Here is a 23,377-nt window from a genome sequence, read left to right on the forward strand (position 1 = left end):
CTGAGAGGTGCGGGGCCCGTGACCGGTTGCGAGAGCCGGCTGGCTCAGACCGCGGCCGGGTCCTCCTCGACGAGGAGGTTGCGGGTGCGGTTCGGGTCGACCGGGATGCCGGGGCCCATCGTGGTGGTGATGGCGGCCTTCTTGATGTAGCGACCCTTGGCGGCGGACGGCTTCAGACGGAGGATCTCCTCCAGCGCGGCGCCGTAGTTCTCCACCAGCTTGGCGTCGTCGAACGACGCCTTGCCGATGATGAAGTGCAGGTTCGAGTGCTTGTCGACGCGGAACTCGATCTTGCCGCCCTTGATGTCGTTGACAGCCTTGGCGACGTCGGGGGTCACGGTGCCGGTCTTCGGGTTCGGCATCAGACCACGCGGACCGAGCACGCGGCCGAGGCGGCCGACCTTGCCCATGAGGTCCGGGGTGGCGACGACGGCGTCGAAGTCCAGACGGCCCTTCGACACCTCGTCGATGAGCTCGTCGGCGCCGACGATGTCGGCGCCCGCGGCACGAGCGGCCTCGGCACGGTCACCGGTCGCGAAGACCAGGACCCGGGCGGTCTTACCGGTGCCGTGCGGGAGGTTCACGGTGCCACGGACCATCTGGTCGGCCTTGCGCGGGTCGACACCCAGACGGAAGGCGACCTCGACGGTGCCGTCGAACTTGGTCGTGGAGGTCTCCTTGGCGAGACGGACGGCCTCGAGCGGGGCGTACAGCTTCTCCCGGTCGATCTTGGCGTCCGCAGCGCGGAGAGACTTGCTGCGCTTGCTCACTACTGCTCCTGGGTTTCTTAGGAGTCGTGGTCCGGACCGAGCAGGCCCTGCCACTTCTGCTGCTGGAAGGTGGGGCTCAGCCCTCGACCGTGACGCCCATGGAACGGGCGGTGCCGGCGATGATCTTCTCGGCGGCGTCCAGGTCGTTGGCGTTGAGGTCGGGCATCTTGGTGGTGGCGATCTCGCGGACCTGGTCGCGCGTGATCTTCGCGACCTTGGTCTTGTGCGGCTCGCCGGAGCCCTTCTCGATGCCCGCGGCCTTCAGGATCATCTTGGCGGCCGGCGGGGTCTTGGTCACGAAGGTGAAGGAACGGTCCTCGTAGACCGTGATCTCCACCGGGATGACCCAGCCACGCTGCGACTCGGTCGCGGCGTTGTAGGCCTTGCAGAACTCCATGATGTTCACGCCGTGCTGACCCAGCGCGGGGCCGACCGGCGGGGCCGGGTTGGCTGCGCCGGCCTGGATCTGGAGCTTGATGAGCCCCGTGACCTTCTTCTTCTTGGGAGGCATTGCTCTCTCCGGGTCCTAGTGAGAGGTTTCCGCCTCCATCCATCGATCGTGCGGATCATTCGGACGAAGGCATACCGCACAACGATAACGGGTAACGCCCCGGGCCCAAAACCGACAGGTCAGGCCGGGCTCCGGCAGCCGCGCGTCGGCCGGAGCCCGGACCCGCCCGGCGGTTCAGCAGCGCTTGGACGTGGCGGCCTGGCCCGGCAGCGGGTCACCCGGGGCACGCAGGGTGCCGATGGCCGCGGTGCACTCCTCGGACGTGTCGGCCGGCAGCGACCAGAACTCCTGGGTGTTGCTGGCGATCCACCAGTCCTGCCCGACGATCTGGTCCCGCGCGTAGCTGTACACGCCGGTGCTCACGTCGTAGTCCTTGATCTTGTCCCGGAAGCTCTGCCACACCCACACGTAGCCGTAGTTCTGCGCACAGGACGGCGAGTAGAACTGCTTCACCGAGGCGACGTGCGCGCCCGCACGGTCGATGTAGGCGGTGGCGCCGATCTGATAGGCGTCCGAGCAGACACCGGCGGCCCGGGCCCTGGTGCTGAGCGGGTTGCCCGCCTCGCTCGGTGCGGTGGAGCGGGCAGTCGTCTGCTGCTTGTTCGGTTTCGGGGCGGGGCCGGTGCCGGCGAGGGCGGAGGACGCCGGAAGCAGGGCACAGGCGGAGACCGCCGCGACGATCAGGAATTTGCGAGCACGCATGAGGACGTTTCCCCCTGGCTGTCGGTGACTGACTCGACGGGTGCCGAACGCTCTCGCTGAACGATGTGACTGAAGCAAGGCAGGGCAAACCAACGCGAAGCATGCCGCACCCTACTGAAGCGCACTGTCCACGCGTTTCGGTCATCAAGTCAGACCACCCAACCCCCGGGATGGTTGTGGCGCAGAACACAATTAGTGGAGTGGGTGCACGAAAAAGCCCCCGACCTGCCGCGATGGCCGGTCGGGGGCTCTCCCCAGTACTGCTTCGATCAGTTCTTCTGGATCTGATCGAAGGAGAGCTCCACCGGGGTCTCCCGGCCGAAGATCTCCACCAGGCCCTTGACCTTCTTGGAGTCGGCGTTGATCTCGTTGATCGTCGCCTGGAGCGTGGCGAAGGGGCCGTCGGTGACGGTGACCGAGTCGCCGACCTCGAAGTCCAGCACCTGCACCTCGACCTTGCGCTGCGGCGCCGGCTTGCCCTCGGCCTCGGCAGCCTCGCGCGCGGCCTTCTCCTCGGCCTCCGGGGCGAGCATCTTGACGATCTCGTCCAGCGTCAGCGGGTACGGGTCGTAGGCGTTGCCGACGAAGCCGGTGACGCCCGGCGTGTTGCGGACGACGCCCCAGGACTCGTTGGTCAGGTCCATGCGCACCAGGACGTAGCCGGGGAGCTTGTTCTGGCGGATGGTCTTGCGGTCGCCGTTCTTGATCTGGACGACCTCTTCCTGCGGCACCTCGGCCTGGAAGATGTAGTCCTCGACGTTCAGCGAGACGGCGCGCTGCTCCAGGTTGGTCTTCACCCGGTTCTCGTAACCGGCGTAGGTGTGGATGACGTACCACTCGCCGGGCAGGGTGCGCAGTTCCTCGCGGAGCGCCGCGACGGGGTCGACCGGCTCGGCCGCTTCTTCCTCGTCGGCCTGCTCCGCCTCGTCGGAGGCGTCCGCGTCCTCGTCGGCGTCGCCCTCGTCGGACTCTTCGTCCTCGACGTGCAGGGCGGCTTCCTCGGCCGGCTCACCCAGCTCGGCTTCCGCAGCCTCGAACTCGTCGACCTCGTCCGCGCCCTCGACGATGTCGAGTTCGTCATCCACGGACTCGTCCGGCTCGACGGCCTCGTTCAGGTTCGGGTCAGACACGGTGGCTGCTTCTTCCTGGATACATGGGGGTGGAACACGCGAAAGGGGCGCCGGTGACGGCGCCCTTCGCTCTTGGCTCAGCCGAAGACGTACTTGGCGGCGTGGTCGAGCCCATAGTCAATCACGGTCACCAGGCCGATCATGATCACGACGAAGATGATCACGACGGTCGTGTACGTCGTCAGCTGGCTGCGCGTCGGCCAGACCACCTTGCGGAGCTCCGCAACGATCTGCCGGTAGAAGAGGGCCAGGCGCTTCAGCGGGCCCTTCTTGGCGCGCTTGCCGCCCTTGCGGGTCTTCTTCTGAGACTCCGGCGCCTCGTCCTGAGCGTCAGGCGTGTCGAGGGAGCCCACGGCGTCCGTCATTCATCCTCACCTGATCCCGGGTCGTGGCCGTGCCGCGCCCGGTCTGAGCCGCACGGCGGTGCATTGCTGTACGTACCTGCGCACACATCCTGGCGGTGTGTGTAGCAGGGCCGGAGGGACTCGAACCCCCAACCGCTGGTTTTGGAGACCAGTGCTCTACCAATTGAGCTACGACCCTTTGTGTGCCCCCCAACGTACCGCATCCGACCGAGTGCTCGGTGTGCACCGGATGAGTACGGCGTGATGAAGGCCAACGACGTGAGAGTGTACGTGCTCATGAGCCGGGCGTCGAACAGAAAGTGCCCGGCAGGACTCGGTGCGTGGAAGATCCGCTGCGCTTCGAGGGAAGATCACCCAGGCCACCCGGCGTATCCGGACTGGTGTCCAGCGGTGCGCCCGGGGCTGTTCAGTCTGTGAAACCCGTGTGCCGGGCCGGTTTCCGGTCTGAAACGATGGGCCCATGAGCGCTGCAACCCCTCCCACCGAGCGCCGGGTCTCGGCCCGTATCGGCGCGATCTCCGAGTCCGCCACCCTCGCCGTGGACGCCAAGGCCAAGGCCCTGAAGGCGGCCGGGCGGCCCGTGATCGGATTCGGTGCCGGCGAGCCCGACTTCCCGACCCCGGACTACATCGTCGAAGCCGCGATCGAGGCGTGCAAGAACCCCAAGTACCACCGCTACACGCCGGCCGGCGGTCTGCCCGAGCTGAAGAACGCGATCGCCGCGAAGACGCTGCGTGACTCGGGCTACGAGGTCGACGCCTCGCAGATCCTCGTCACCAACGGCGGCAAGCAGGCCATCTACGAGGCGTTCGCCGCGATCCTCGACCCGGGCGACGAGGTCATCGTCCCCGCCCCGTACTGGACGACCTACCCGGAGTCGATCCGCCTCGCCGGCGGTGTCCCGGTCGAGGTCGTCGCCGACGAGACGACCGGCTACCGCGTCACCGTGGAGCAGCTGGAGGCGGCCCGCACCGACCGGACGAAGGTCGTGCTCTTCGTCTCGCCCTCGAACCCGACCGGAGCGGTCTACTCCGAAGCCGAGACGGAGGCCATCGGGCGCTGGGCCGTCGAGCACGGCCTGTGGGTGCTGACCGACGAGATCTACGAGCACCTGGTCTACGGCGACGCGGCCTCCGTGTCCCTCCCCGCGCTGCTTCCGGAGCTGCGCGACAAGTGCATCGTGGTCAACGGCGTCGCGAAGACGTACGCGATGACGGGCTGGCGGGTGGGCTGGATCATCGGCCCCAAGGATGTGGTCAAGGCCGCGACGAACCTCCAGTCGCACGCCACGTCGAACGTCTCGAACGTCGCGCAGGTCGCCGCGCTGGCCGCCGTCTCGGGCGACCTGGACGCCGTCGCGAAGATGCGTGAGGCCTTCGACCGGCGCCGCCGCACCGTGGTGCGCATGCTGAACGAGATCGACGGCGTGGTCTGCCCGGAGCCCGAGGGCGCCTTCTACGCCTACCCGACGGTGAAGGGCCTGCTCGGCAAGGAGATCCGCGGCAAGCGTCCGAAGGACACGGTGGAGCTGGCCGCGCTCATCCTGGAGGAGGCCGAGGTCGCGGTCGTCCCGGGCGAGGCGTTCGGCACGCCGGGCTATCTGCGGCTGTCGTACGCGCTGGGTGACGAGGATCTCGTCGAGGGCGTCAGCCGGATCCAGAAGCTGCTCGCGGAGGCACGCGACTGAGGTCGTCGCGCTTCACGCGCGCGTGGCGGGCCGCTTCCCGGTGGGAGGCGGCCCGTTTCTTCGTGCGAGGGGCGCCACGGAGGGCGAAAGCGCTACCGGGAGGGCCGGGCGGTACGGCAGGATCCTGGGATGGAACGTGTACGTGATCTCTCCGCCCTCCCCAAGGCCCATCTCCACCTGCACTTCACCGGCTCCATGAGATCGGCCACGCTGCTGGAGCTGGCCGACAAGTACGGGGTGCGACTGCCGGAGGTGCTGACCGAGGCCCTGGTGAGCGGGGAGCCGCCGAAGCTGCGGGCGACGGACGAGCGGGGCTGGTTCCGCTTCCAGCGGCTGTACGACGCGGCACGTTCCTGCCTCCGGGAGCCGGAGGACATCCAGCGGCTGGTGCGGGAGGCCGCGGAGGAGGACCTGAAGGACGGCTCGGGCTGGCTGGAGATCCAGGTGGACCCGACGTCGTACGCCCCTCGTCTGGGTGGTCTGATCCCGGCGCTGGAGATCATCCTGGACGCGGTGGACTCGGCCGTGCGGGAGACCGGCCTGGGGATGCGGGTCCTGGTGGCCGCGAACCGTATGAAGCACCCGTTGGACGCCCGCACACTGGCCCGGCTGGCCGTCCGCCACGCCGACCGGGGTGTGGTCGGCTTCGGCCTGTCGAACGACGAACGGCGCGGCATGGCACGGGACTTCGACCGGGCCTTCGCCATCGCCCGGGAGGGCGGTCTGCTCTCGGCACCGCACGGCGGCGAGCTGACCGGCCCCAGCTCGGTCCGCGACTGCCTGGACGACCTGCACGCGGACCGCGTCGGTCACGGCGTGCGGGCGGCCGAGGATCCGCGCCTGCTCAAGCGTCTGGCCGACCGGGGCATCACCTGCGAGGTATGCCCGGCGTCGAACGTGGCGCTCGGCGTCTACGAGAAGCCGGAGGACGTGCCGCTGCGCACCCTCTTCGAGGCCGGGGTGCCAATGGCGCTGGGCGCCGACGACCCGCTGCTGTTCGGGGCGCGTCTGGCCGCGCAGTACGAGCTGGCGCGGGAGTCCCACGGCTTCACCGACGCGGAGCTCGCGGAACTGGCACGCCAGTCCCTGCGGGCCTCGGCCGCGCCGCAGGACGTGAAGGCGAAACTGCTGGCGGGCGTGGACGACTGGCTGCGCGAGGAGTAGCCCGTCCCCTGTCTCGCGGCCCGGAGCCCGTCCCCTCCTCGGGGCCTAGAGGCTCACTCCCACCGTGACCGGCTCGTTGACCAGCGTGATCCCGAAGGCCTCGCGGACACCGGTGACGACCTCGCGGGCGAGTGCCAGCAGGTCCGCGGTGGTCGCCGCGCCCCGGTTGGTCAGGGCGAGGGTGTGCTTCGTGGAGATGCGGGCGGGGCCGCTGCCGTAGCCCTTGGTGAAGCCCGCCTTGTCGATCAGCCAGGCCGCGGAGGTCTTGGTGCGGCCCTGCCCCGCCGGGTAGGCCGGAGGTTCGACACCGTCGCCGAGGCGCTCGCGCACACGCGCGTGGAAGGCGGCGAACTGGGCGTCGGTGAGGATCGGGTTGGTGAAGAAGGAGCCCGCCGACCAGGTGTCGTGGTCCTCGGGGTCGAGGACCATGCCCTTGCCGGTGCGCAGCTTCAGGACGGTCTCGCGTGCGTCGGCCAGCGGGACGCGGTCGCCCGGTTCGACCCCGAGGGCGCGGGCCGCCTCCGCGTATTTGACGGGCGCCGACAGGCCGTCCGCGTCCTCCAGCTCGAAACGGACCCGCAGGACGACGTACCGCGAGGGGTCGGCCTTGAACAGGCTGTGCCGGTAGGCGAAGGCGCAGGCGTCGTTGGTGAGGGTGACCGTCTCGCCGGACCTGCGGTCGTACGCGATCACCTCGGTGATCGTCGACGACACCTCCTGGCCGTACGCGCCGACGTTCTGGATCGGTGTGGCACCCGCCGAGCCGGGGATGCCGGCCAGGCACTCGACGCCGGCGAGTCCGGCCTCCACCGTGCCGGCGACCGCGTCCGTCCACACCTCGCCGGCGGCCAGTTCCAGCCGTGGGCCGTCGAGCTCGAAGCCGCGGGTGGCGATGCGCAGGGCGGTGCCCGCGAAGCCCTGGTCACCGATGACCAGGTTGGATCCGCCGCCGATGATCAGCAGCGGTGTCCCGGCGGCATCGGCCTCACGGACGGCGGCCACGACCTCGGCATCGGTCGTGGCGGTGACCAGCCGGGTGGCGGGGCCGCCCAGCCGGAAGGTGGTCAGTGGGGCGAGGGGCGCGTCGTGGAGTTCCTGCACGCGCCCAAGACTACGAGACGGCACCGACGGCCCCGGCACACGCGCGCGGGCCGCCGCCGGGGCGCCCGTCGTCACGGACGCCCCGCATCTGCCGCTCGGTGGCTCGATCGGTCGAAGAACCGACCGCTCGGCAGTTCGCCGCGGCTCAGGCCAGGCGCACGACCGCCCGGGACATCCCGAGCACCTTCTGTCCGGCGCTGGTCGCCGTGAGGTCCACGCGCACGGTGTCGTCGTCGAGTTTGGCGGCCACCTTGGCGCTGACCTCGATCGTGGCTCCCTTGTCGTCGTTCGGGACGACGACGGGCTTGGTGAAGCGGACGCCGTACTCGACCACCGCTCCCGGATCGCCGACCCAGTCGGTGACGACGCGGATGGCCTCGGCCATGGTGAACATGCCGTGCGCGATGACGTCCGGCAGCCCGACGTCCTTGGCGAACTTCTCGTTCCAGTGGATCGGGTTGAAGTCCCCGGAGGCACCGGCGTACTGCACGAGGGTGGCGCGCGTCACGGGGAAGCTCTGCGCGGGCAGTTCGGTGCCGACCTCGACGTCGGCGTACGCGATCTTGGCGGTCATCTGCTCACGCCTCCTCGGCCGCGCGGGCCACCAGCTTGGTCCAGGCGGTGACGACGTGCTCGCCGGCCTCGTCGTGCACCTCGCCGCGGACGTCCAGGATGTCGTTGCCCGCGAGGGACTTGATCGACTCGATGGTCGAGGTAACCGTCAGCCGGTCACCGGCCCGCACCGGGCGCCGGTGGACGAACCGCTGGTCGCCGTGCACGACCCTGCTGTAGTCCAGGCCGAGTTGCGGGTCGGCGACGACCTCGCCCGCGGCCTTGAAGGTGATCGCGAAGACGAAGGTCGGCGGCGCGATCACGTCGGGGTGACCGAGGGCCTTCGCGGCCTCCGGGTCCGTATAGGCCGGGTTGGCGTCTCCCACCGCCTCCGCGAACTCACGGATCTTCTCCCGGCCCACCTCATAGGGGTCGGTGGGCGGGTAGCTCCGCCCCACGAAGGACTGGTCGAGCGCCATGGCTCGGCACCTCCTGGTGTCTGCTGTGGTTGACCGGTGAACGACGGCCGTCTCAAGGCGCCCGCATCCGGACACCTTGCCCGGTCAACCGTATAAAAGGGCGCTGCGTCCGAATGCGCGCGACGACCACGCCGACCGAAAGGGTGACGGAAAACGCCGCGAGGCCGCCCCTCGGAACCGGGGGGCGGCCTCGCGAACGAAGATCTCCGAGAACAGAGAGACCAGCGGGATCAGATCATTACGATCCCTGCGATCCGCTGACTTCTGCGCGATCCTCGCGATGTATGGAGATGTATGAGATGCGTCAGACGCACGCGATGGACGCGACCGAGGTCAGCGGGTCTCGCGGTGTGCCGTGTGCGCGTTGCAGCGCGGGCAGTGCTTCTTCATCTCGAGGCGGTCCGGGTTGTTCCGCCGGTTCTTCTTGGTGATGTAGTTCCGCTCCTTGCACTCCACGCAGGCCAGCGTGATCTTCGGGCGGACGTCGGTGGCAGCCACGTGAGTGCTCCTTGACGAACGGGTAGTCGTGATTTAACGCAAGAAAGAGTAGCCGATCGAAGGACCGACCCCGCAATCGGCTACTGTAAGTAGCGGTGACCGGACTTGAACCGGTGACACAGCGATTATGAGCCGCTTGCTCTACCGACTGAGCTACACCGCTGCGATGCGATCAGATCCCGTCTTGCGACGGGAACCTCTCACACCAGAGCCCCAAAACGGAATCGAACCGTTGACCTTCTCCTTACCATGGAGACGCTCTGCCGACTGAGCTATTGGGGCGAGCGATGAAGACATTACACGCTCGGCCGCCGTTCACCCAAATCCGTTTCGCAGGCCCCGCTCCGCCCCGAACACGGATCTCCCACCGGCCCCGTGAGGCCTCGTCCGCATCGCTCTGAACGGCGGACCACACCGGTACGACTATTGCGCTCCTCCCCGACGGAGCGCGACCTCCGTCCTACGCTCGACTCACTCTGCGTGATCTTGCGCGGCCGCCCCACGTCCAGACCTGTCTCCGGCCCCATCGGCGAACCCGGGCCGGAATCCCAGCCCTAGTCCCTGGAGCGCGATGCCCGACAGCCAGCCGCAGCCGCCCCACTCCTCGTCGTCGTCCTCGTCCGGCTCGTCGGGCTCGTCGGGCTCGTCGGGTTCGTCGAACCCGCCGGGACAACGCGACGCGGCCGGACTGCTGCTGTGCGGGGCACGGCTCACCGACGGCCGGACGGTGGACGTCCGGCTGGGTGGCGGGCGGATCGAGGCGGTCGGCACGGCCGGCAGTCTGAGCACGACCCGCTGCTCCGGCGCGCGGGTGGACCTCGGCGGCTACCTCCTCCTGCCGGCCCCGGTCGAGCCCCACGCCCACGCGGACACCGCCCTGTCCGCGGGCTGCGGCCCGGTCTCGCACGAGCCCGAGGACGTCCAACGCCGCGCGACCGAGGCCGCCCTGCTGCAACTCGGGCACGGGGCGACCACGCTGCGCGCGCACGTGCGCGTGGGCGACGTACAAGAGCTGGCGGCACTGACCGCGGTACTCCAGGCGCGGCGTTCCCTGCGCGGGCTCGCCGAGCTGGCGACGGTCGCGATGCCGCGGGTGCTGACCGGTGTCGCGGGCGCCGACGGCCTCGCCACCTTGCGGGACGCGGTGAAGATGGGCGTCTCCGTGGTGGGCGGTTGCCCGGACCTGGACCCCGACCCGACGGGATACGTCGAGACGGTCCTGGAACTGGCCTCCGAACACGGCTGTCCCGTCGACCTGCACACCGACGCCACCGATCCGGCCCGGCTGGCCCGCCTCGCGGCGATGGCCGGCGGCCTGCGCCCAGGCGTGACCATCGGCCCGTGCGGCGGACTCGGCCGGCTCCCCGCCGACGTGGCCTCGCGCACCGCCGACCAGTTGGCGGCGGCCGGAGTGACCGTGGTGTGCCTGCCGCAGGGCGGTTGCTGCGCGGCCGAACGCCTCGGCACGGCTCCGGTACGGCTGCTGCGCGCCGCCGGCGTGCGCCTCGCCGCGGGCAGCGGCGCACTGCGCGACGCGGCGAACCCGGTGGGCCGCGGCGACCCCCTGGAGGCCGCTTACCTGCTGGCCTCCCGGTACGGACTGCGCCCCGAGGACGCCTACGACGCGGTGAGCACCTCGGCACGGGCCGTGCTGGGACTGCCCGAGGTACGGGTCGAGGCGGGCTTCCCGGCCGAACTCCTCGCGGTGCGCGGGGACGGGCTCGCGGGCGCGCTGTCGCTCGCCTACAGCCGGATCGTGGTGCACCGGGGACGGGTGGTAGCGCGGACGAGTGCGGTGCGGGAGTACTGCAACTCGGCGGCCGCGACGGAACTGGGACTGCCCCGGCAGGGACGGCAGGAGCTCTCGTAAGAGGGTGACGAGCGAGGCGGTGTCCGCGGCGCGGAGGAGGCCGTCGGTACGGGCGCGGAGGCCTTGGGAGGCGGGCTCAGGCCATGGGGCGGACGGGGCCGTTCGGGCGTACGGTCGGAAACATGCGCATTGTCATCGCTGGTGGTCATGGTCAGATCGCGTTGCGGCTGGAGCGGCTGCTCGCAACGCGGGGTTACGAGGCGGCGGGCATCATCCGCCGCGCGGAACAGGGCGACGACCTGCGGGAGGTGGGCGCCGAACCGATCCTGCTGGATCTGGAGTCGGCGGCGGTCGAGGACGTCGCGGCCTATCTCCAGGGTGCGGGTGCGGCCGTGTTCGCGGCCGGGGCCGGCCCGGGCAGCGGGGCGGCACGCAAGGACACCGTGGACAAGGGCGCGGCCGTACTCTTCGCGGACGCCGCGGTCCGGGCGGGCGTCCGGCGACTCCTGGTCGTGTCATCCATGGGCGCCGACCCACGGCACGAGGGCGACGACGTGTTCGACGTGTATCTGCGGGCCAAGGGCGAGGCGGACGCGTACGTCAGCGGCCTGGACGCCCTCGACTGGACGATCCTGCGCCCCGGTTCGCTGACGGACGACCCCGGCACCGGTTTCGTACGCCTGGAGGCGCACACCGGCCGCGGCCCGGTCACGCGCGACGACGTGGCCGCCGTACTGGCCGAACTGCTGGAAACCCCCGCGACCGCCGGTCTGACGCTGGAGCTGATCGGCGGGTCCACGCCGGTGTCGGTGGCGGTGAAGTCGGTGGCGGGAAACTGACGTTGGGCCGTACTGCGGGTCGCTCCCGGCGCGGGCGGCCGGCGAGGGGCCGCGCCTGCGCGTTCGGCACCGGGTCAGAACAGCGGGAGCTGGCCGGGGAACTCCGGTACCACGTGTCCGTCCAACGACGGCTGTACTGCGCCCAGTTGTGCTTGTCGCCGCGACCCGGGGCATGAGACGAGCAGGCCGTTCTCCCGTGTGCCGGGCGGGTCGTGGCGGGCGAACCGTCCGGCGACGACGGCGATCTCGCGACGGCACTCGGGGCAGGTTCTGCGGCGGGAGGACATGGGGTCAGTGTGCCCCGGATCGAGCGCCGGGACGCCGGGACACCGAGCCATCAGCGCGCCGGGCGACTCCGTTGTCGCGCGGGGAACGGGTGCCCGCTGACCTGGGCGGTACGCCGCCGGATCGGCCGCTCACCGCCCCCACACCTCCGGGCCGCCGCCGCGCCACTCGATCATCTCCGACTGCCGCACGTACTCGGGGTCGGCGTCCTCGATCCCGGACCGGCGCAGGAATTCGGCCACGTCCAGCAGGCCGTACGCGATGCCCAGGAACTGGTCCCCCACGCGGACGCGACGACCGCCGTCCTCGGCGGCCGGGTAGACGACGGCGGGCTGCTCGCTGGTCATGGGACCAGGGTGAAGGGGGTGACGTCGGCACGCACGTGGGGCGGGAGGTGGGCGATGCGGACGCGCGGGCGAAGCGCGCCCTACGGCTACAAGCGCCGCTCGTTCTTGACGGCCACGGCGCCGGTGCGGGTGTCCTACGAGTCCGAGTTCAAGGCATTCACCCCGGCCGCCGGGATCGCCCCCACTTCCGAGCCGGCCGAGCGCCTCCAGCAGACCCCGGACCTGAAGAACATCCCCGGCACCTGCTCCTCGCGGGCGGCGTCCCCGCCACCTCCCGGAACGCACCGATCGCGGGCCTGCCCCACCCATATGATCTTCATCACCGCCGGTTCGGTTGAGGGGCGCAGCCCTCAGGGCGGAGGCGTGCCGACGACCGCTGCGGGGTCCTCCGCTCGGCTCGCGGACATCGCGGGACGGAGGCCAGTGCCGCCCGTCCGAGCGGCTCGGCGGAGGCTGTGGAGTCGCCGGTCGCCGGAGCATACGACTGAGGGCCCGTTGCTTGCTGATTCAGCAAGCAACGGGCCCTCGGTCACCATGTGGCGGCGCCAGGATTCGAACCTGGGAAGGCTGAGCCGGCAGATTTACAGTCTGCTCCCTTTGGCCGCTCGGGCACACCGCCAAGGTTGTCGCCATTCGAACCCGCTTTCGGCGGTGCTCGCTGGCAACGACGTAAACAATACCCGATGCCCAGGGGTGCTTCGCCACCCGATTAATCGGCGCTGGAGGGGCCGGGGGTGGCTAGGCTTGTCCGGATGCGGCCGGCGCCGAGCCGGGCTCGGATGTCGCCCTGCCTGCGCCGCGGCGCACCGATACGCACCCCGATACAAGGAGCCACAGCACATGGCCGACTCCAGTTTCGACATCGTCTCGAAGGTCGAGCGGCAGGAGGTCGACAACGCCCTCAACCAGGCCGCCAAGGAGATCTCGCAGCGCTACGACTTCAAGGGTGTGGGTGCCTCGATCTCGTGGTCCGGCGAGAAGATCCTCATGGAGGCGAACTCCGAGGACCGTGTGAAGGCCGTCCTCGACGTCTTCCAGTCCAAGCTGATCAAGCGCGGCATCTCGCTGAAGGCCCTGGACGCCGGCGAGCCGCAGCTCTCGGGCAAGGAGTACAAGATCTTCGCGTCCATCGAGGAGGGCATCTCCCAGGAGAACGCGAAGAAGGTGGCGAAGATCATCCGCGACGAGGGCCCCAAGGGCGTCAAGGCCCAGGTTCAGGGCGACGAACTCCGCGTCAGCTCCAAGAGCCGCGACGACCTCCAGGCCATCATCGCCCTCCTCAAGGGCAAGGACTTCGACTTCGCCCTTCAGTTCGTGAACTACCGGTAGTCCGCTGCCAGGAGCGGCCGGGAGCAGTTTCCCGGCGCCGTGCGCGGCTGGGAAGGGTGGGCCGGTTGCCCACCCTTCTCCGCTGTCAGGGGCTGCTCTTCAAATGCCGTCCGGGTGCCGTCCGGATGCGCCGCCCGGTGCATCGACCACGAGCCGGTCGTCTCGCCGTGCCAGTCGCATGCCGCGCCTGTCGGTCAGTCCCGCGAGTGGCCGAAGAGTATGCGGTACACGATGAGCAGGACGAGGGAGCCGCCGATCGCCGCGGCCCAGGTCGTGCCGTCGTAGAAGTCCTTGGTGATGGGCTGGTCGAGCCAGCGGGCCGAGATCCAGCCGCCGATGAACGCCCCTGTGACGCCGATCAGCGTCGTCCCTATGAAGCCGCCCGGGTCACGGCCCGGCAGCAGGAACTTGGCGATGGCTCCGGCCAACAGCCCCAGAATGATCCAGCTGATGATGCTCATGCCGTGTACCTGCCCTTCCATGCCGTGTCTGCACTGCCCCCGGGGTGTGATGTCGGTCCCGGGCCGGCGCTCTCGTGGTGCGCGGCGATCAGTCGACGCGAACGCCTGACGTGCCCTCCGGGTCGGTCAGCTGATCGGCGACGTCGCCGTCGTGCGTATGCGGAAGTCGGTCCAGGAGGGCATCTCCGGCTCCTCGGTGGTCTCGTCGTACCAGCCGGTGCCGTCGATCCAGGAGCCCAGCCAGGTGGCGAGGCTCGGGGCGTCCACGTACCAGGCGTGGTCCGCGTCGTCGGCGCTCGGTTCGTAGAGCAGAACGGGGGCTTGCGGCGTGCGGCAGTCCACGCAGGCGTACATGCCGCAGCCCCAGTGGGATATCGGCAGAACGCCATCGGGCCAGGGCCGTTCCGGGCGCTTGCGGCCGCTGTCGCGATGGGCGAGGTACTGCACCACGGCCGGCCGCTCGTCGGCCGGGGAGCTGTCCAGGAGCGGCAACAGGCCGTACTCCGGGCCGAATCCGCCGTCCGCTATGCGCAGGTAGAGGTCGGCGAGCAGCGGCGGGAGGCGGAAACCCAGGGCGGCCTCGGCTCGGGCCAGGGTGGCGGGGTCCACGGGAGCCGGGAGTGAAGTCCACCCCCACGGACGGGTGTTGCGGGCCTTGGCCTCCACCCGGGTCAGCAACTGCGCGATCTCGGTCATGGATTCATCATGCAAGCCGCCACTGACAATCGGGGGCGGCTGTGGACAACCACGAGGGCTGTGGAAAACCCGCGGGACGGCGCCGACGAATCCCCCTGGGGATACGGCGGTCCATCCGGGTGGACCGCGAGAGCGTCCCGAAACGTTCCCGATCTCGCCACAGGGGTACTGCGACCCTGCCCGAAACGCGTGACCGGCTGATACTTGTCCTGGCAGGTACTGCCGGCAGCGACCCGAAAGGTGCTGATCATGAAGCTGTTCAACATGCTGTTGAACATCCTGTGGCTGGTCTTCTGCGGGATCTGGATGGCGATCGCCTACACCGTCGCGGCCCTGGTGTGCTTCATCCTGATCATCACCATCCCGTTCGGCATCGCCTCGCTGCGGATCGCGGGATTCGTGCTGTGGCCGTTCGGCAGGACCACCGTGGAGCGGCGGGACGCCGGGGCGCCGTCGTTCATCGGGAACGTGATCTGGGTGATCTTCGCTGGCTGGTGGCTGGCGCTGGGGCACCTGATCACCAGCATCCCGCTGTTCCTGTCGATCATCGGCATCCCCTTCGGGTGGGCCAACCTGAAGATGATCCCGATCTCGCTGATGCCGTTGGGGCGGGAGATCGTGCCCACCGACGAGGCTTTCGGCGCCCGCTGACCGCACCGTGCCTGCTCGGTGCCACCGGCCGCCGCCCGAGGTGCGGCGGTCTCACGGGCCCGTCGTCACTGGTGGCGGCCCGCCATCTGCTCCAGCCGGGCGATGCGCTCCGCCATCGGAGGGTGGGTGGAGAACATCTTGGAAAGCCCCTGACCCGGGCGGAACGGGTTCGCGATCATCATGTGGCTCGCGGTCTCGATCCGCGGCTCGGGGGGCAGCGGCAGTTGCTTGGTACCCGCCTCCAGCTTGCGCAGCGCGCTGGCGAGCGCCAGCGGGTCGCCGGTGAGCTGGGCGCCGGACGCGTCCGCCTCGTACTCCCGGGAGCGGCTGATGGCCAGTTGGATCAGCGAGGCCGCGAGGGGCCCGAGGATCATGATCAGCAGCACTCCGAAGATGCCGGGGCCGTCGTCGTCGTTCGAACGACCGATCGGGATCAGCCAGGCGAAGTTGACCAGGAACATGATCACGGAAGCCAGGGCTCCGGCGACGGACGAGATGAGGATGTCGCGGTTGTAGACATGGCTCAGCTCGTGGCCGATGACACCGCGCAGCTCCCGCTCGTCCAGGATGCGCAGGATGCCCTCGGTACAGCACACGGCGGCGTTGCGCGGGTTGCGGCCGGTCGCGAAGGCGTTCGGCGCCTCCGTGGGCGAGATGTACAGACGGGGCATCGGCTGACGGGCCTGGGTGGAGAGGTCGCGGACCATGCGGTACAGCGCGGGTGCCTCGAACTCGCTCACCGGGCGGGCCCGCATCGCCCGCAGCGCCAGCTTGTCGCTGTTCCAGTACGCGTACGCGTTCGTGCCGAGGGCGACCAGGACGGCGACGACGAGTCCGGCGCGCCCGAAGAAGCTGCCGATGACGATGATGAGTGCGGACAGTCCCCCGAGGAGTACTGCGGTCCTGAGCCCGTTGTGCCGGCGGTGCACGGTACGCCCTCCAAGTGGTGCAGCAGGGGAACCCTTTGCTGGCTGATCTCCGATCCCGCTGGTCCGCGGTGACACGACCAGTGGAACCTCCCGATTTGCACAACGCCAGGCGAGGAGCACTAGTTCCCTTGTGCGGAGGGCGCCCCGGGTGGGCCGTCCGGGTGAGCGCCCGTGAGAAGAGCCCCGTGCGCGCTAGAAGAGTCCCGTGTCCGCGAAGCGCAGGACCAGCTGCGGCGCCCCGGACAGGCCGATGCCGACAACGGCCGTGAGGGCGATCGCGGCGGTCAGGGGCGCCGGGACGTGGTGCCTGGCGGGCTCGCCCTCGGGGGCTCGGAACAGCAGCGCCGTCCACTGGAGGTAGTAGAACAACGCGATCACCACGTTGGCGGCCATGAGTACGGCGAGCCAGCCCAGGCCCGCGTCGACGGCCGCGGAGAAGACGGTGACCTTCGCGAACAGGCCGATGATGCCCGGCGGCAGCCCGGCCAGGCACAGCAGGAAGAAAGCCAGCAGCAGCGCGGTCACCGGGTTCGCGGCGTAGAGGCCCCGGTAGTCGGCGACGCGGTTGAGGGTCTTCGTACGGCCGACCAGCGCGGCGACCGCGAACGCGCCGAGGTTCACGGCGGCGTACATCAGCGCGTAGGCCACGGTGGAGCCGATCGAGCGTTCGGCGTCGTCGGAGTAGGCGGCCGCTGCGATCGGCACCAGGAGGTAGCCGGCCTGGCCCACGGAGGACCAGGCGAGCAGGCGTACCGCGCTGTACGCGCGCGTGCTCTGCTGGCGCAGGGCGCCGACATTGCCGACGGTCATGGTGAGGGCCGCCAGCACGGCGAGCGCCGGGCCCCACACGTCCGCGTACGACGGGAAGGCGAGGACCGTGACGAGGATCAGGCCGGAGAAGCCGACCGCCTTGCCGATGACCGACAGATAGGCGGCGACCGGAAGGGGAGCGCCCACGTATGTGTCGGGCACCCAGAAGTGGAAGGGCACCGCGGCCGTCTTGAAGGCGAAGCCGATGAGGGTGAGGACCACGCCGGCCTGGGCGAGGGTGTGCAGCTGCCCGTCTACGCCGTCGATGCGGCCGGCGATCTCGGTGAGGTAGAGGGTGCCGGTGGAGGCGTACACGAAGCTGATGCCCATGAGGCTGACCGTGGTCGCGGTGACCGAGGACAGGAAGAACTTCAGGGCCGCTTCGGACGACTTCCGGTCGCCGTGCCGGATGCCGACCAGGGCGAACGCGGGCAGGGAGGCGACTTCCAGGGCGACGATGAGTGTCGCCAGGTCGCGTGAGGCCGGCAGGAGCGCGGCACCGGCCGCGGAGGACAGCAGCAGGAACCAGAACTCGCCCTCGGGCAGTCCCCCGCGCGCGTCCTTCAGCGCGGTGACGGACAGCAGCGCCGCCAGGAGGGCGCCGCCGAGGACCAGGAACTGGATGACCAGGGTGAAGCCGTCCACGGTATAGCTGCACACGTCGGCGTCGCCGGTCAGGCAGAAGGTCGAGCGGTCACCGTCGAGCAGCGGCAGCAGCATCAGCGTGGACGCGGCCAGGCCCGCGACGGAGACCCAGCCGAGGAGCGCCTTCCGGTTGTCGCCGACGAACAGGTCGGCGACCAGTACGGCGAGGCCGACCACGGCCGCGATGGTGGGCGGCGCGATGGCGAGCCAGTCGACGGACTGGACCACGGACTGCGCCAGAGGCTGGGCCACGGGGCTCATCGGGTGCCTCCTGCGAGGAGCTGCTGCACGGCCGGGTCGGTCAGGCCCAGGAGGGTCTTCGGCCAGAGTCCGGCGACGACGGTGAGGGCGACGAGCGGGGTCCAGGCCGCGAACTCGTAGGGCTGGACGTCGGCGAGCCTCGGCGCTTCTTGCGGTACGGCGCCCATGCACACGCGTCGGACCACGACGAGCAGGTAGGCGGCCGTCAGCAGCGTGCCGAACGCGGCGATCGCCATGAAGGTGAGGAAGGCGGGACGGCTGAGCTCGGGGGCGGGCTCGAACGCGCCGAACAGCGCCAGCATCTCGCCCCAGAACCCGGCGAGACCCGGGAGGCCGAGCGAGGCGACCGCGGCGAAGGCGAGCAGGCCGCCGAGCCGGGGTGCCTTGCCGTAGAGCGCTCCTCCGGTCTGTTCGGCCAAGGCGTCGAGGTCGGTGGTGCCGGTGCGCTCCTTCAACGCGCCGACCAGGAAGAACAGCAGGCCGGTGATCAGACCGTGGGCGATGTTGGCGAAGAGTGCGCCGTTCACGCCGGTCGGGGTCATGGTCGCGATACCCAGCAGGACGAATCCCATGTGGCCGACGGACGAGTACGCGATGAGGCGTTTGAGGTCGCCCTTCGCACCTTGTTTGGCGAGGGCGAGGCAGGCCAGGGACCCGTAGATGATGCCGACGACGGCGAACGCGGCGAGGTAGGGCGCGAACGTCCGGAACCCGTCCGGGGCGATCGGCAGCAGGATCCGGACGAAACCGTAGGTGCCCATTTTGAGGAGCACGCCGGCCAGCAGCACCGAGCCGACCGTCGGCGCGGCCGTGTGAGCGTCCGGCAGCCAGCTGTGCAGCGGCCACATCGGCGTCTTGACCGCGAGCCCGATCCCGATCGCCAAAACCGCGACGACCTGCACGAATGTGGTCAGCGACCGGCCGTTGTCAGTGGCGAGTGCCACCATGTCGAATGTGCCCGCCGTGATTCCGATCAGGAGCAGGCCGAGCAGCATGACCACGGAACCGAGCAGCGTGTAGAGGATGAACTTCCAGGCGGCCTGCGCCCGCCCCTCGCCGCCCCAGCGGGCGATGAGGAAGTACATCGGGATGAGCACCATCTCGAAGGCCAGGAAGAACAGCAGCAGGTCGAGGACGGCGAAGGTGGCGAGCGTGCCGGACTCGAGAAGCAGCACCAGTGCGACGAACGCCTTCGGGGTCGGGCCCGCGGGCATCTTGAAGTACGAGTAGAGCGCGCAGAGGAAGGTCAGCAGCGCGGTCAGCAGCAGAAGGGGGAGGGAGATGCCGTCGACGCCGAGGTGGATGCGCACGTCCAGTGCGGGGATCCAGCTGATGTCGATGCTCGCCTGGATCTTCGACGGCTGGTCGTGGTCGAAGCCGAGCGCCAGGACGATCGCCGCGAGGAGCACCGCACCGGTCACGGTGACGCCGTGGCGCAGCACGGCCTGTTCGGGCGACTTCCCCTTCAGCCCGGGCGGTGCGGGCAGGAGCGCGGCGGCGGCGCCGAGAAGCGGACCGACGACGACGAACGCCAGAAGGAACTGCATCACGGACTCGCTGATATCGATCACGCCTGCTCACGCTCCCGTGGCGACGAGGACGGCGGCGACCACCAGGACGACGGTGCCGGCGAGCAGCGCGCTCACATAGGTCTGCACATTGCCGGTCTGGGCACGCCGTACGGCGGCACCGAGCCAGCGGGGTAGGGCGCCCGCGCCGCGCACGTAGGTGTCGACGACCTCGCGGTCGAGGAACCGGACGAGGTCGGCGCCGGCCCGGACGGGGCGGACGAACAGCGCCGAGTACACGGCGTCGACGTGGAACCCGACGGCCGCGTGGCGGTGCAGCGGGCCGAGCAGGAGCCGTCCCGGGTCGGCCGGGTCGGGGGCGCGGGCCACGTCGCCGTACACGGGCTCGTGGCTCGCGATCGTCTCCGCCTCGACCTGTCCCGCGTCGCCTTCGGGATGGGCCGCGACCGCACCCAGCGGGACGCGGGCCGCCGACGCCGCGGTGTACCGCCAGGCGGCGTAGGTGACGATGCCACCGACCAGGGCGAGGCCCGTGCCCAGGACGGACGTGGTGAGGGTCGGGGTCAGTTCACCGCCGTCGAACCAGCCGGGCAGCGACTGGTACGCCAGCCCGCCCAGCGCGAGTGACGGGGCGGCGAGCACCCACAGCACCACGGTCATCGTCAGGGGCTGCCTGCCGTGGTCCGGGGCCTCCGCGCCGTCGCCGCGGAAGGCGAGCAGCCACAGCCGCATCGCGTACGCGGCGGTGAGCAGGGCCGCGAACAGTCCGGCGACGAGGACGAGCCAGCCCGCGGCGGCGGGGGCGTGCTCGGTGTGGCCGGTGGTGACGTGTTCGGCGGCGCCGAGGACGGACTCCTTGGAGAAGAAGCCGCTGAAGGGCGGGATCGCGGCGAGCGCGAGCAGTGCCACGGTCATCGTCCAGTAGGCGTCCGGGACCCGGTCGCGCAGCCCCCGCATACGGGACATGGCTGCCAGGGAGTTGGTGCCGGCGGCGTGGATGATCACGCCGGCCGCGAGGAACAGCAGCGCCTTGAAGGCGCCGTGCGACAGGAGGTGGAAGACGGCGGCCCCGCGGTCCGCGACGGCGAGGGCACCGGTCATGTAGCCGAGTTGGCCGATCGTCGAGTAGGCCAGGACGCGTTTGATGTCGTCCTGGGCGAGTGCGGCGAGCCCCGAGCCGGCCATGGTGACGGCGGCCATGACGGCGAGCACCACCATCGCGGCCTGCGAGGCCTCGAACAGCGGAAGGAGACGGGCGACGAAGTAGACACCGGCGGCGACCATCGTCGCCGCGTGGATCAGCGCGGAGACGGGTGTGGGGCCGGCCATCGCGTCGGGAAGCCAGGTGTGCAGCGGGAACTGCGCCGACTTGCCCGCCACCCCGGCCAGGAGCAGCAGGGCGATCAGTGTCGGATGGTCGAGTCCGCCGTTCGCGACGGTGGCGAGGATGCGCGTGATGCCGAACGACCCGGCGTCGACGGCCAGCGCGAACAGGCCGATCAGGAAGGGGACGTCACCGAGCTTGGTCACCAGGAACGCCTTGAGGGAGGCCGCCCGGGCCTCCGGGGTCTCCCAGTAGTGGCCGACCAGGAAGTAGGAGCAGATGCCCATGACTTCCCAGCCGACCAGCAGCACCATCAGGTCGCCCGAGTAGACGACGAGGAGCATGGCGGAGGTGAACAGGGAGACGAGCGCGGCGTACGAGGGGTAGCGCGGGTCTTCGCGCAGGTAGCCGGTCGAGTAGATCTGCACACACGTCGCCACGAACGCGACCAGCACGGCGACGAGGGCGGCGAAGCCGTCGATGTACAGGGCCAGTTCGACCGGGACCGAGCCGGTCGGGGTGAGTTCACTGGCCGCGGTGACGGGCTCGTCGCCGCTCTGGCGCACGGCGACCAGCACGGCGAGCACGAGTGTGGCGAGCGTCGGCAGGACGGCGAGCGGGCGGACGAATCCGGGAGCCGTACGGCCCAGCAGCAGACCCGCGCCGGCACCGAGGAACGGAAGGAGGGGGACGAGGACGGCGAGGGTGGTCGTGGTCACGCGGTGGCCTCAGCCTTCTCGGCGGCCGACCCGGCTGTGGCGGCGTCGTCGGATGCGTCGGCCCCGTGGCCTTCGGCCGTGTCGCGGAGCTTGTCGATGTCCGAGGTACCGCGGTTGCGATGGACGGCGAGGACGATCGCCAGGCCGATGCCGATCTCGGCGGCCGCGATGGCGATGGTGAACAGGGTCAGCGCCTGACCGGAGTGCAGGGTCTCCTCGGCGGTCCTGCTGAGCCAGACGTCGAAGGCGACCAGGTTGAGGTTGACGGCGTTCAGCATCAGCTCGACCGACATCAGGACCAGGATCGCGTTGCGGCGGGCGAGCACGCCGTACAGGCCGGTGCAGAACAGGAGGGCGGACAGAACGGCGGGGTAGGCGAGGTGCATCAGCTGACACCGTCCTTGTCACTGGCCTTGCCGGCCTTGCCGTCCCGGGTGCTCGGCGCGGCCGGGACGCTCGCGGGGCCGGACGCGGCCGCCTTCGCCTTGCGGGACAGCACGATCGCGCCGACCAGGGCGGCGAGGAGGAGGACCGAAAGGGCTTCGAAGGGGAGCACCCAGTTCTGGAACAGGGCCTTGCCGGTCACCTCGGTGGAGCCCGCGGGGGCGCCGTCCAGGTCGATCCAGGTCGTGCGGAAGGCGTCGACGACCACCCAGATCAGGGTGCCGGCGGAGGCCGCCGCCACCGTGAGAGCCGCCCAGCGGTTGCCGGAGTCCGCGTCCGGGGAGCGGCCGATGGGGGCCCGGGTCAGCATCAGACCGAACAGCAGGAGGACGACGACGGAACCGACGTAGATGAGGACCTGCACCCAGGCGATGAACTCGGCGGTGAGCAGGAGGTACTCGACGGCGAGCCCGCCGAGGGCCACCACCAGCCACAGGGCGGCGTGCACGAGTTTGCGGGTGGTGACGGTGACGATCGCGGCGCCGAAGGTGACCAGGCCGACAAGGAGGAAGGCGATCTCGACGCCGGTCGGGGAGAGGAAGCCGTGCGCTTCCGCTGCGGCGCCGGTCACCGTGGTGTGCGCCGTCACGGCGGCTGCGGCGAGGGTCACGACTGCCCTCCCTGCGGATCGGTGGGCCCGGTCGGCTCCGTGGGTCCGGTCGGTCCGGTCGTTCCGGTCGGTCGGGTCGGCTCCGTGGGTCCGGTCGGTCCGGCAGGCTTCGTGGGCTCGGTCGGTCCCGTCTGCCCGGTCGACTCCGTGGCCTCGGTCGTTCCGGTCGTTCCGGTCGGTCGGGTCGGCTCCGTGGGCTCGGCGAGCGTGGCCGCGAGCTTCTCCGCCGTCTTGCGTGCGGCGGCGATCTCCTTCGGCTCCTCCGCGCCCGGGTCGAGGGCCGGCGGGGCCGGGACCGTCCACATCCACTCGCGGAGCTTGTCGCGCTCGTGGGTGAGTTCACGGATGTCGGTCTCGGCGTACTCGAACTCCGGGGACCAGAACAGGGCGTCGAAAGGACAGACCTCGATGCAGATACCGCAGTACATGCACAGCGAGAAGTCGATGGCGAACCGGTCGAGGACGTTGCGGCTGCGCTCACGGCCACCGGGGGTCGCCGCGGGGACCGTCTCCTTGTGGGAGTCGATGTAGATGCACCAGTCGGGGCACTCACGGGCGCAGAGCATGCAGACCGTGCAGTTCTCCTCGAACAGGCCGATCACGCCGCGAGTGCGGGGCGGCAGGTCCGGCAGGACGTCGGGGTACTGCTCGGTGACCGTCTTCTTCGTCATCGTGCGGAGGGTGACGGCCAGGCCCTTGGCGAGGCCGGAGCCGGGAATGGGAGCCATG

The 23,377-nt window shown here is 70.1% G+C and carries 26 protein-coding genes and 4 tRNA genes; 6 read left to right on the plus strand and 24 right to left on the minus strand.

Features of this window, described 5'->3' with window-relative positions; genetic code table 11:
• Nucleotides 1-44 precede the first annotated feature (44 nt).
• From rplA to DN051_RS17020, 6 genes are all read right to left on the minus strand, one after another.
• Complete coding sequence (gene rplA, locus DN051_RS16995) at nt 45-770, minus strand: 50S ribosomal protein L1 (protein WP_053762847.1); 726 nt, start codon at nt 768-770, stop codon at nt 45-47.
• Nucleotides 771-846: 76 nt separating this feature from the next.
• Nucleotides 847-1,281, minus strand: coding sequence for a 50S ribosomal protein L11 (rplK, locus tag DN051_RS17000; protein ID WP_053762848.1), 435 nt, complete (start codon nt 1,279-1,281; stop codon nt 847-849).
• A 174-nt stretch (nt 1,282-1,455) separates the two neighbouring features.
• On the minus strand, nt 1,456-1,983 hold the full coding sequence (locus DN051_RS17005) for a hypothetical protein (RefSeq protein WP_053762849.1): 528 nt from the start codon (nt 1,981-1,983) through the stop codon (nt 1,456-1,458).
• A gap of 269 nt (nt 1,984-2,252) precedes the next feature.
• Entirely contained in the window at nt 2,253-3,113 is an 861-nt protein-coding gene (gene nusG, locus DN051_RS17010) for a transcription termination/antitermination protein NusG (RefSeq protein WP_112439009.1), read from the minus strand.
• A gap of 77 nt (nt 3,114-3,190) precedes the next feature.
• Nucleotides 3,191-3,478, minus strand: a complete 288-nt coding sequence (gene secE, locus DN051_RS17015; protein ID WP_053762851.1) for a preprotein translocase subunit SecE — start codon at nt 3,476-3,478, stop codon at nt 3,191-3,193.
• Between the two features lie 105 nt (nt 3,479-3,583).
• Nucleotides 3,584-3,656, minus strand: a tRNA-Trp gene (locus tag DN051_RS17020).
• A gap of 282 nt (nt 3,657-3,938) precedes the next feature.
• Here DN051_RS17020 and DN051_RS17025 point away from each other — a divergent pair.
• Together DN051_RS17025 and DN051_RS17030 are read left to right on the plus strand one after the other, a co-directional pair.
• Nucleotides 3,939-5,165 (plus strand): pyridoxal phosphate-dependent aminotransferase, encoded by a 1,227-nt coding sequence (locus tag DN051_RS17025; protein ID WP_053762852.1) that lies wholly within the window; start codon nt 3,939-3,941, stop codon nt 5,163-5,165.
• Nucleotides 5,166-5,294: 129 nt separating this feature from the next.
• On the plus strand, nt 5,295-6,329 hold the full coding sequence (locus DN051_RS17030; protein WP_053762853.1) for an adenosine deaminase: 1,035 nt from the start codon (nt 5,295-5,297) through the stop codon (nt 6,327-6,329).
• Between the two features lie 45 nt (nt 6,330-6,374).
• On the opposite strand, the gene DN051_RS17035 is transcribed toward DN051_RS17030, so the two are convergent.
• The 6 genes from DN051_RS17035 to DN051_RS17060 form a co-directional block, all read right to left on the minus strand.
• Complete coding sequence (locus tag DN051_RS17035; RefSeq protein ID WP_053762854.1) at nt 6,375-7,430, minus strand: UDP-N-acetylmuramate dehydrogenase; 1,056 nt, start codon at nt 7,428-7,430, stop codon at nt 6,375-6,377.
• A gap of 145 nt (nt 7,431-7,575) precedes the next feature.
• Nucleotides 7,576-8,004: a MaoC family dehydratase gene (locus tag DN051_RS17040; protein ID WP_053762855.1), complete on the minus strand. Its 429-nt coding sequence runs from the start codon at nt 8,002-8,004 to the stop codon at nt 7,576-7,578.
• A 4-nt stretch (nt 8,005-8,008) separates the two neighbouring features.
• Nucleotides 8,009-8,461, minus strand: coding sequence for a MaoC family dehydratase N-terminal domain-containing protein (locus DN051_RS17045; protein ID WP_053762856.1), 453 nt, complete (start codon nt 8,459-8,461; stop codon nt 8,009-8,011).
• Between the two features lie 333 nt (nt 8,462-8,794).
• Nucleotides 8,795-8,959, minus strand: a complete 165-nt coding sequence (gene rpmG, locus DN051_RS17050; RefSeq protein ID WP_003948671.1) for a 50S ribosomal protein L33 — start codon at nt 8,957-8,959, stop codon at nt 8,795-8,797.
• 90 nt (nt 8,960-9,049) lie between these two features.
• Nucleotides 9,050-9,122 (minus strand) — tRNA-Met (locus DN051_RS17055).
• Nucleotides 9,123-9,168: 46 nt separating this feature from the next.
• A tRNA-Thr gene (locus tag DN051_RS17060) sits at nt 9,169-9,241 on the minus strand.
• Between the two features lie 289 nt (nt 9,242-9,530).
• On the opposite strand from DN051_RS17060, the gene DN051_RS17065 reads away from it, so the two are divergent.
• Nucleotides 9,531-10,829: an amidohydrolase family protein gene (locus tag DN051_RS17065; RefSeq protein ID WP_053762857.1), complete on the plus strand. Its 1,299-nt coding sequence runs from the start codon at nt 9,531-9,533 to the stop codon at nt 10,827-10,829.
• Between the two features lie 122 nt (nt 10,830-10,951).
• Complete coding sequence (locus tag DN051_RS17070; RefSeq protein ID WP_053762877.1) at nt 10,952-11,608, plus strand: NAD(P)H-binding protein; 657 nt, start codon at nt 10,952-10,954, stop codon at nt 11,606-11,608.
• A gap of 74 nt (nt 11,609-11,682) precedes the next feature.
• On the opposite strand, the gene DN051_RS17075 is transcribed toward DN051_RS17070, so the two are convergent.
• The 3 genes from DN051_RS17075 to DN051_RS17090 form a co-directional block, all read right to left on the minus strand.
• Nucleotides 11,683-11,895 (minus strand): hypothetical protein, encoded by a 213-nt coding sequence (locus DN051_RS17075; RefSeq protein ID WP_079001811.1) that lies wholly within the window; start codon nt 11,893-11,895, stop codon nt 11,683-11,685.
• 129 nt (nt 11,896-12,024) lie between these two features.
• Nucleotides 12,025-12,240 carry a hypothetical protein gene (locus DN051_RS17080; protein WP_053762858.1) on the minus strand — a complete coding sequence of 72 codons (216 nt, stop codon included), beginning with the start codon at nt 12,238-12,240 and terminating at the stop codon, nt 12,025-12,027.
• A gap of 537 nt (nt 12,241-12,777) precedes the next feature.
• Nucleotides 12,778-12,859 (minus strand) — tRNA-Tyr (locus tag DN051_RS17090).
• A gap of 221 nt (nt 12,860-13,080) precedes the next feature.
• Here DN051_RS17090 and DN051_RS17095 point away from each other — a divergent pair.
• Nucleotides 13,081-13,569 (plus strand): YajQ family cyclic di-GMP-binding protein, encoded by a 489-nt coding sequence (locus DN051_RS17095; protein WP_053762860.1) that lies wholly within the window; start codon nt 13,081-13,083, stop codon nt 13,567-13,569.
• Between the two features lie 194 nt (nt 13,570-13,763).
• Here the strand turns inward: DN051_RS17095 and DN051_RS17100 are convergent, their stop codons facing one another.
• Nucleotides 13,764-14,030 carry a GlsB/YeaQ/YmgE family stress response membrane protein gene (locus DN051_RS17100; RefSeq protein ID WP_053762861.1) on the minus strand — a complete coding sequence of 89 codons (267 nt, stop codon included), beginning with the start codon at nt 14,028-14,030 and terminating at the stop codon, nt 13,764-13,766.
• A gap of 126 nt (nt 14,031-14,156) precedes the next feature.
• Nucleotides 14,157-14,726 carry an SMI1/KNR4 family protein gene (locus DN051_RS17105; protein ID WP_053762862.1) on the minus strand — a complete coding sequence of 190 codons (570 nt, stop codon included), beginning with the start codon at nt 14,724-14,726 and terminating at the stop codon, nt 14,157-14,159.
• Nucleotides 14,727-14,975: 249 nt separating this feature from the next.
• On the opposite strand from DN051_RS17105, the gene DN051_RS17110 reads away from it, so the two are divergent.
• Nucleotides 14,976-15,377 carry a YccF domain-containing protein gene (locus tag DN051_RS17110; RefSeq protein ID WP_053762878.1) on the plus strand — a complete coding sequence of 134 codons (402 nt, stop codon included), beginning with the start codon at nt 14,976-14,978 and terminating at the stop codon, nt 15,375-15,377.
• A gap of 65 nt (nt 15,378-15,442) precedes the next feature.
• Here the strand turns inward: DN051_RS17110 and htpX are convergent, their stop codons facing one another.
• The 7 genes from htpX to DN051_RS17145 form a co-directional block, all read right to left on the minus strand.
• On the minus strand, nt 15,443-16,306 hold the full coding sequence (gene htpX, locus DN051_RS17115; protein ID WP_053762863.1) for a zinc metalloprotease HtpX: 864 nt from the start codon (nt 16,304-16,306) through the stop codon (nt 15,443-15,445).
• Nucleotides 16,307-16,498: 192 nt separating this feature from the next.
• Nucleotides 16,499-18,022 carry an NADH-quinone oxidoreductase subunit N gene (locus DN051_RS17120; RefSeq protein WP_112439010.1) on the minus strand — a complete coding sequence of 508 codons (1,524 nt, stop codon included), beginning with the start codon at nt 18,020-18,022 and terminating at the stop codon, nt 16,499-16,501.
• Nucleotides 18,019-19,593, minus strand: coding sequence for a complex I subunit 4 family protein (locus DN051_RS17125; protein ID WP_112439011.1), 1,575 nt, complete (start codon nt 19,591-19,593; stop codon nt 18,019-18,021). Before DN051_RS17125 ends, DN051_RS17120 begins: the two co-directional genes overlap by 4 nt.
• Nucleotides 19,594-19,599: 6 nt before the next feature.
• Nucleotides 19,600-21,594 (minus strand): NADH-quinone oxidoreductase subunit 5 family protein, encoded by a 1,995-nt coding sequence (locus DN051_RS17130; protein ID WP_112439012.1) that lies wholly within the window; start codon nt 21,592-21,594, stop codon nt 19,600-19,602.
• On the minus strand, nt 21,591-21,980 hold the full coding sequence (gene nuoK / locus DN051_RS17135) for an NADH-quinone oxidoreductase subunit NuoK (RefSeq protein ID WP_112439013.1): 390 nt from the start codon (nt 21,978-21,980) through the stop codon (nt 21,591-21,593). Before nuoK ends, DN051_RS17130 begins: the two co-directional genes overlap by 4 nt.
• Nucleotides 21,980-22,648, minus strand: a complete 669-nt coding sequence (locus tag DN051_RS17140) for an NADH-quinone oxidoreductase subunit J family protein (protein ID WP_112439014.1) — start codon at nt 22,646-22,648, stop codon at nt 21,980-21,982. Before DN051_RS17140 ends, nuoK begins: the two co-directional genes overlap by 1 nt.
• The gene (locus tag DN051_RS17145) at nt 22,645-23,376 is read right to left on the minus strand and encodes a NuoI/complex I 23 kDa subunit family protein (protein ID WP_112439015.1); all 732 of its coding nucleotides are present in this window, start codon (nt 23,374-23,376) and stop codon (nt 22,645-22,647) included. Before DN051_RS17145 ends, DN051_RS17140 begins: the two co-directional genes overlap by 4 nt.
• Nucleotide 23,377 lies beyond the last annotated feature (1 nt).

The sequence above is a fragment of the Streptomyces cadmiisoli genome, from assembly GCF_003261055.1.
Lineage (GTDB): Bacteria > Actinomycetota > Actinomycetes > Streptomycetales > Streptomycetaceae > Streptomyces > Streptomyces cadmiisoli.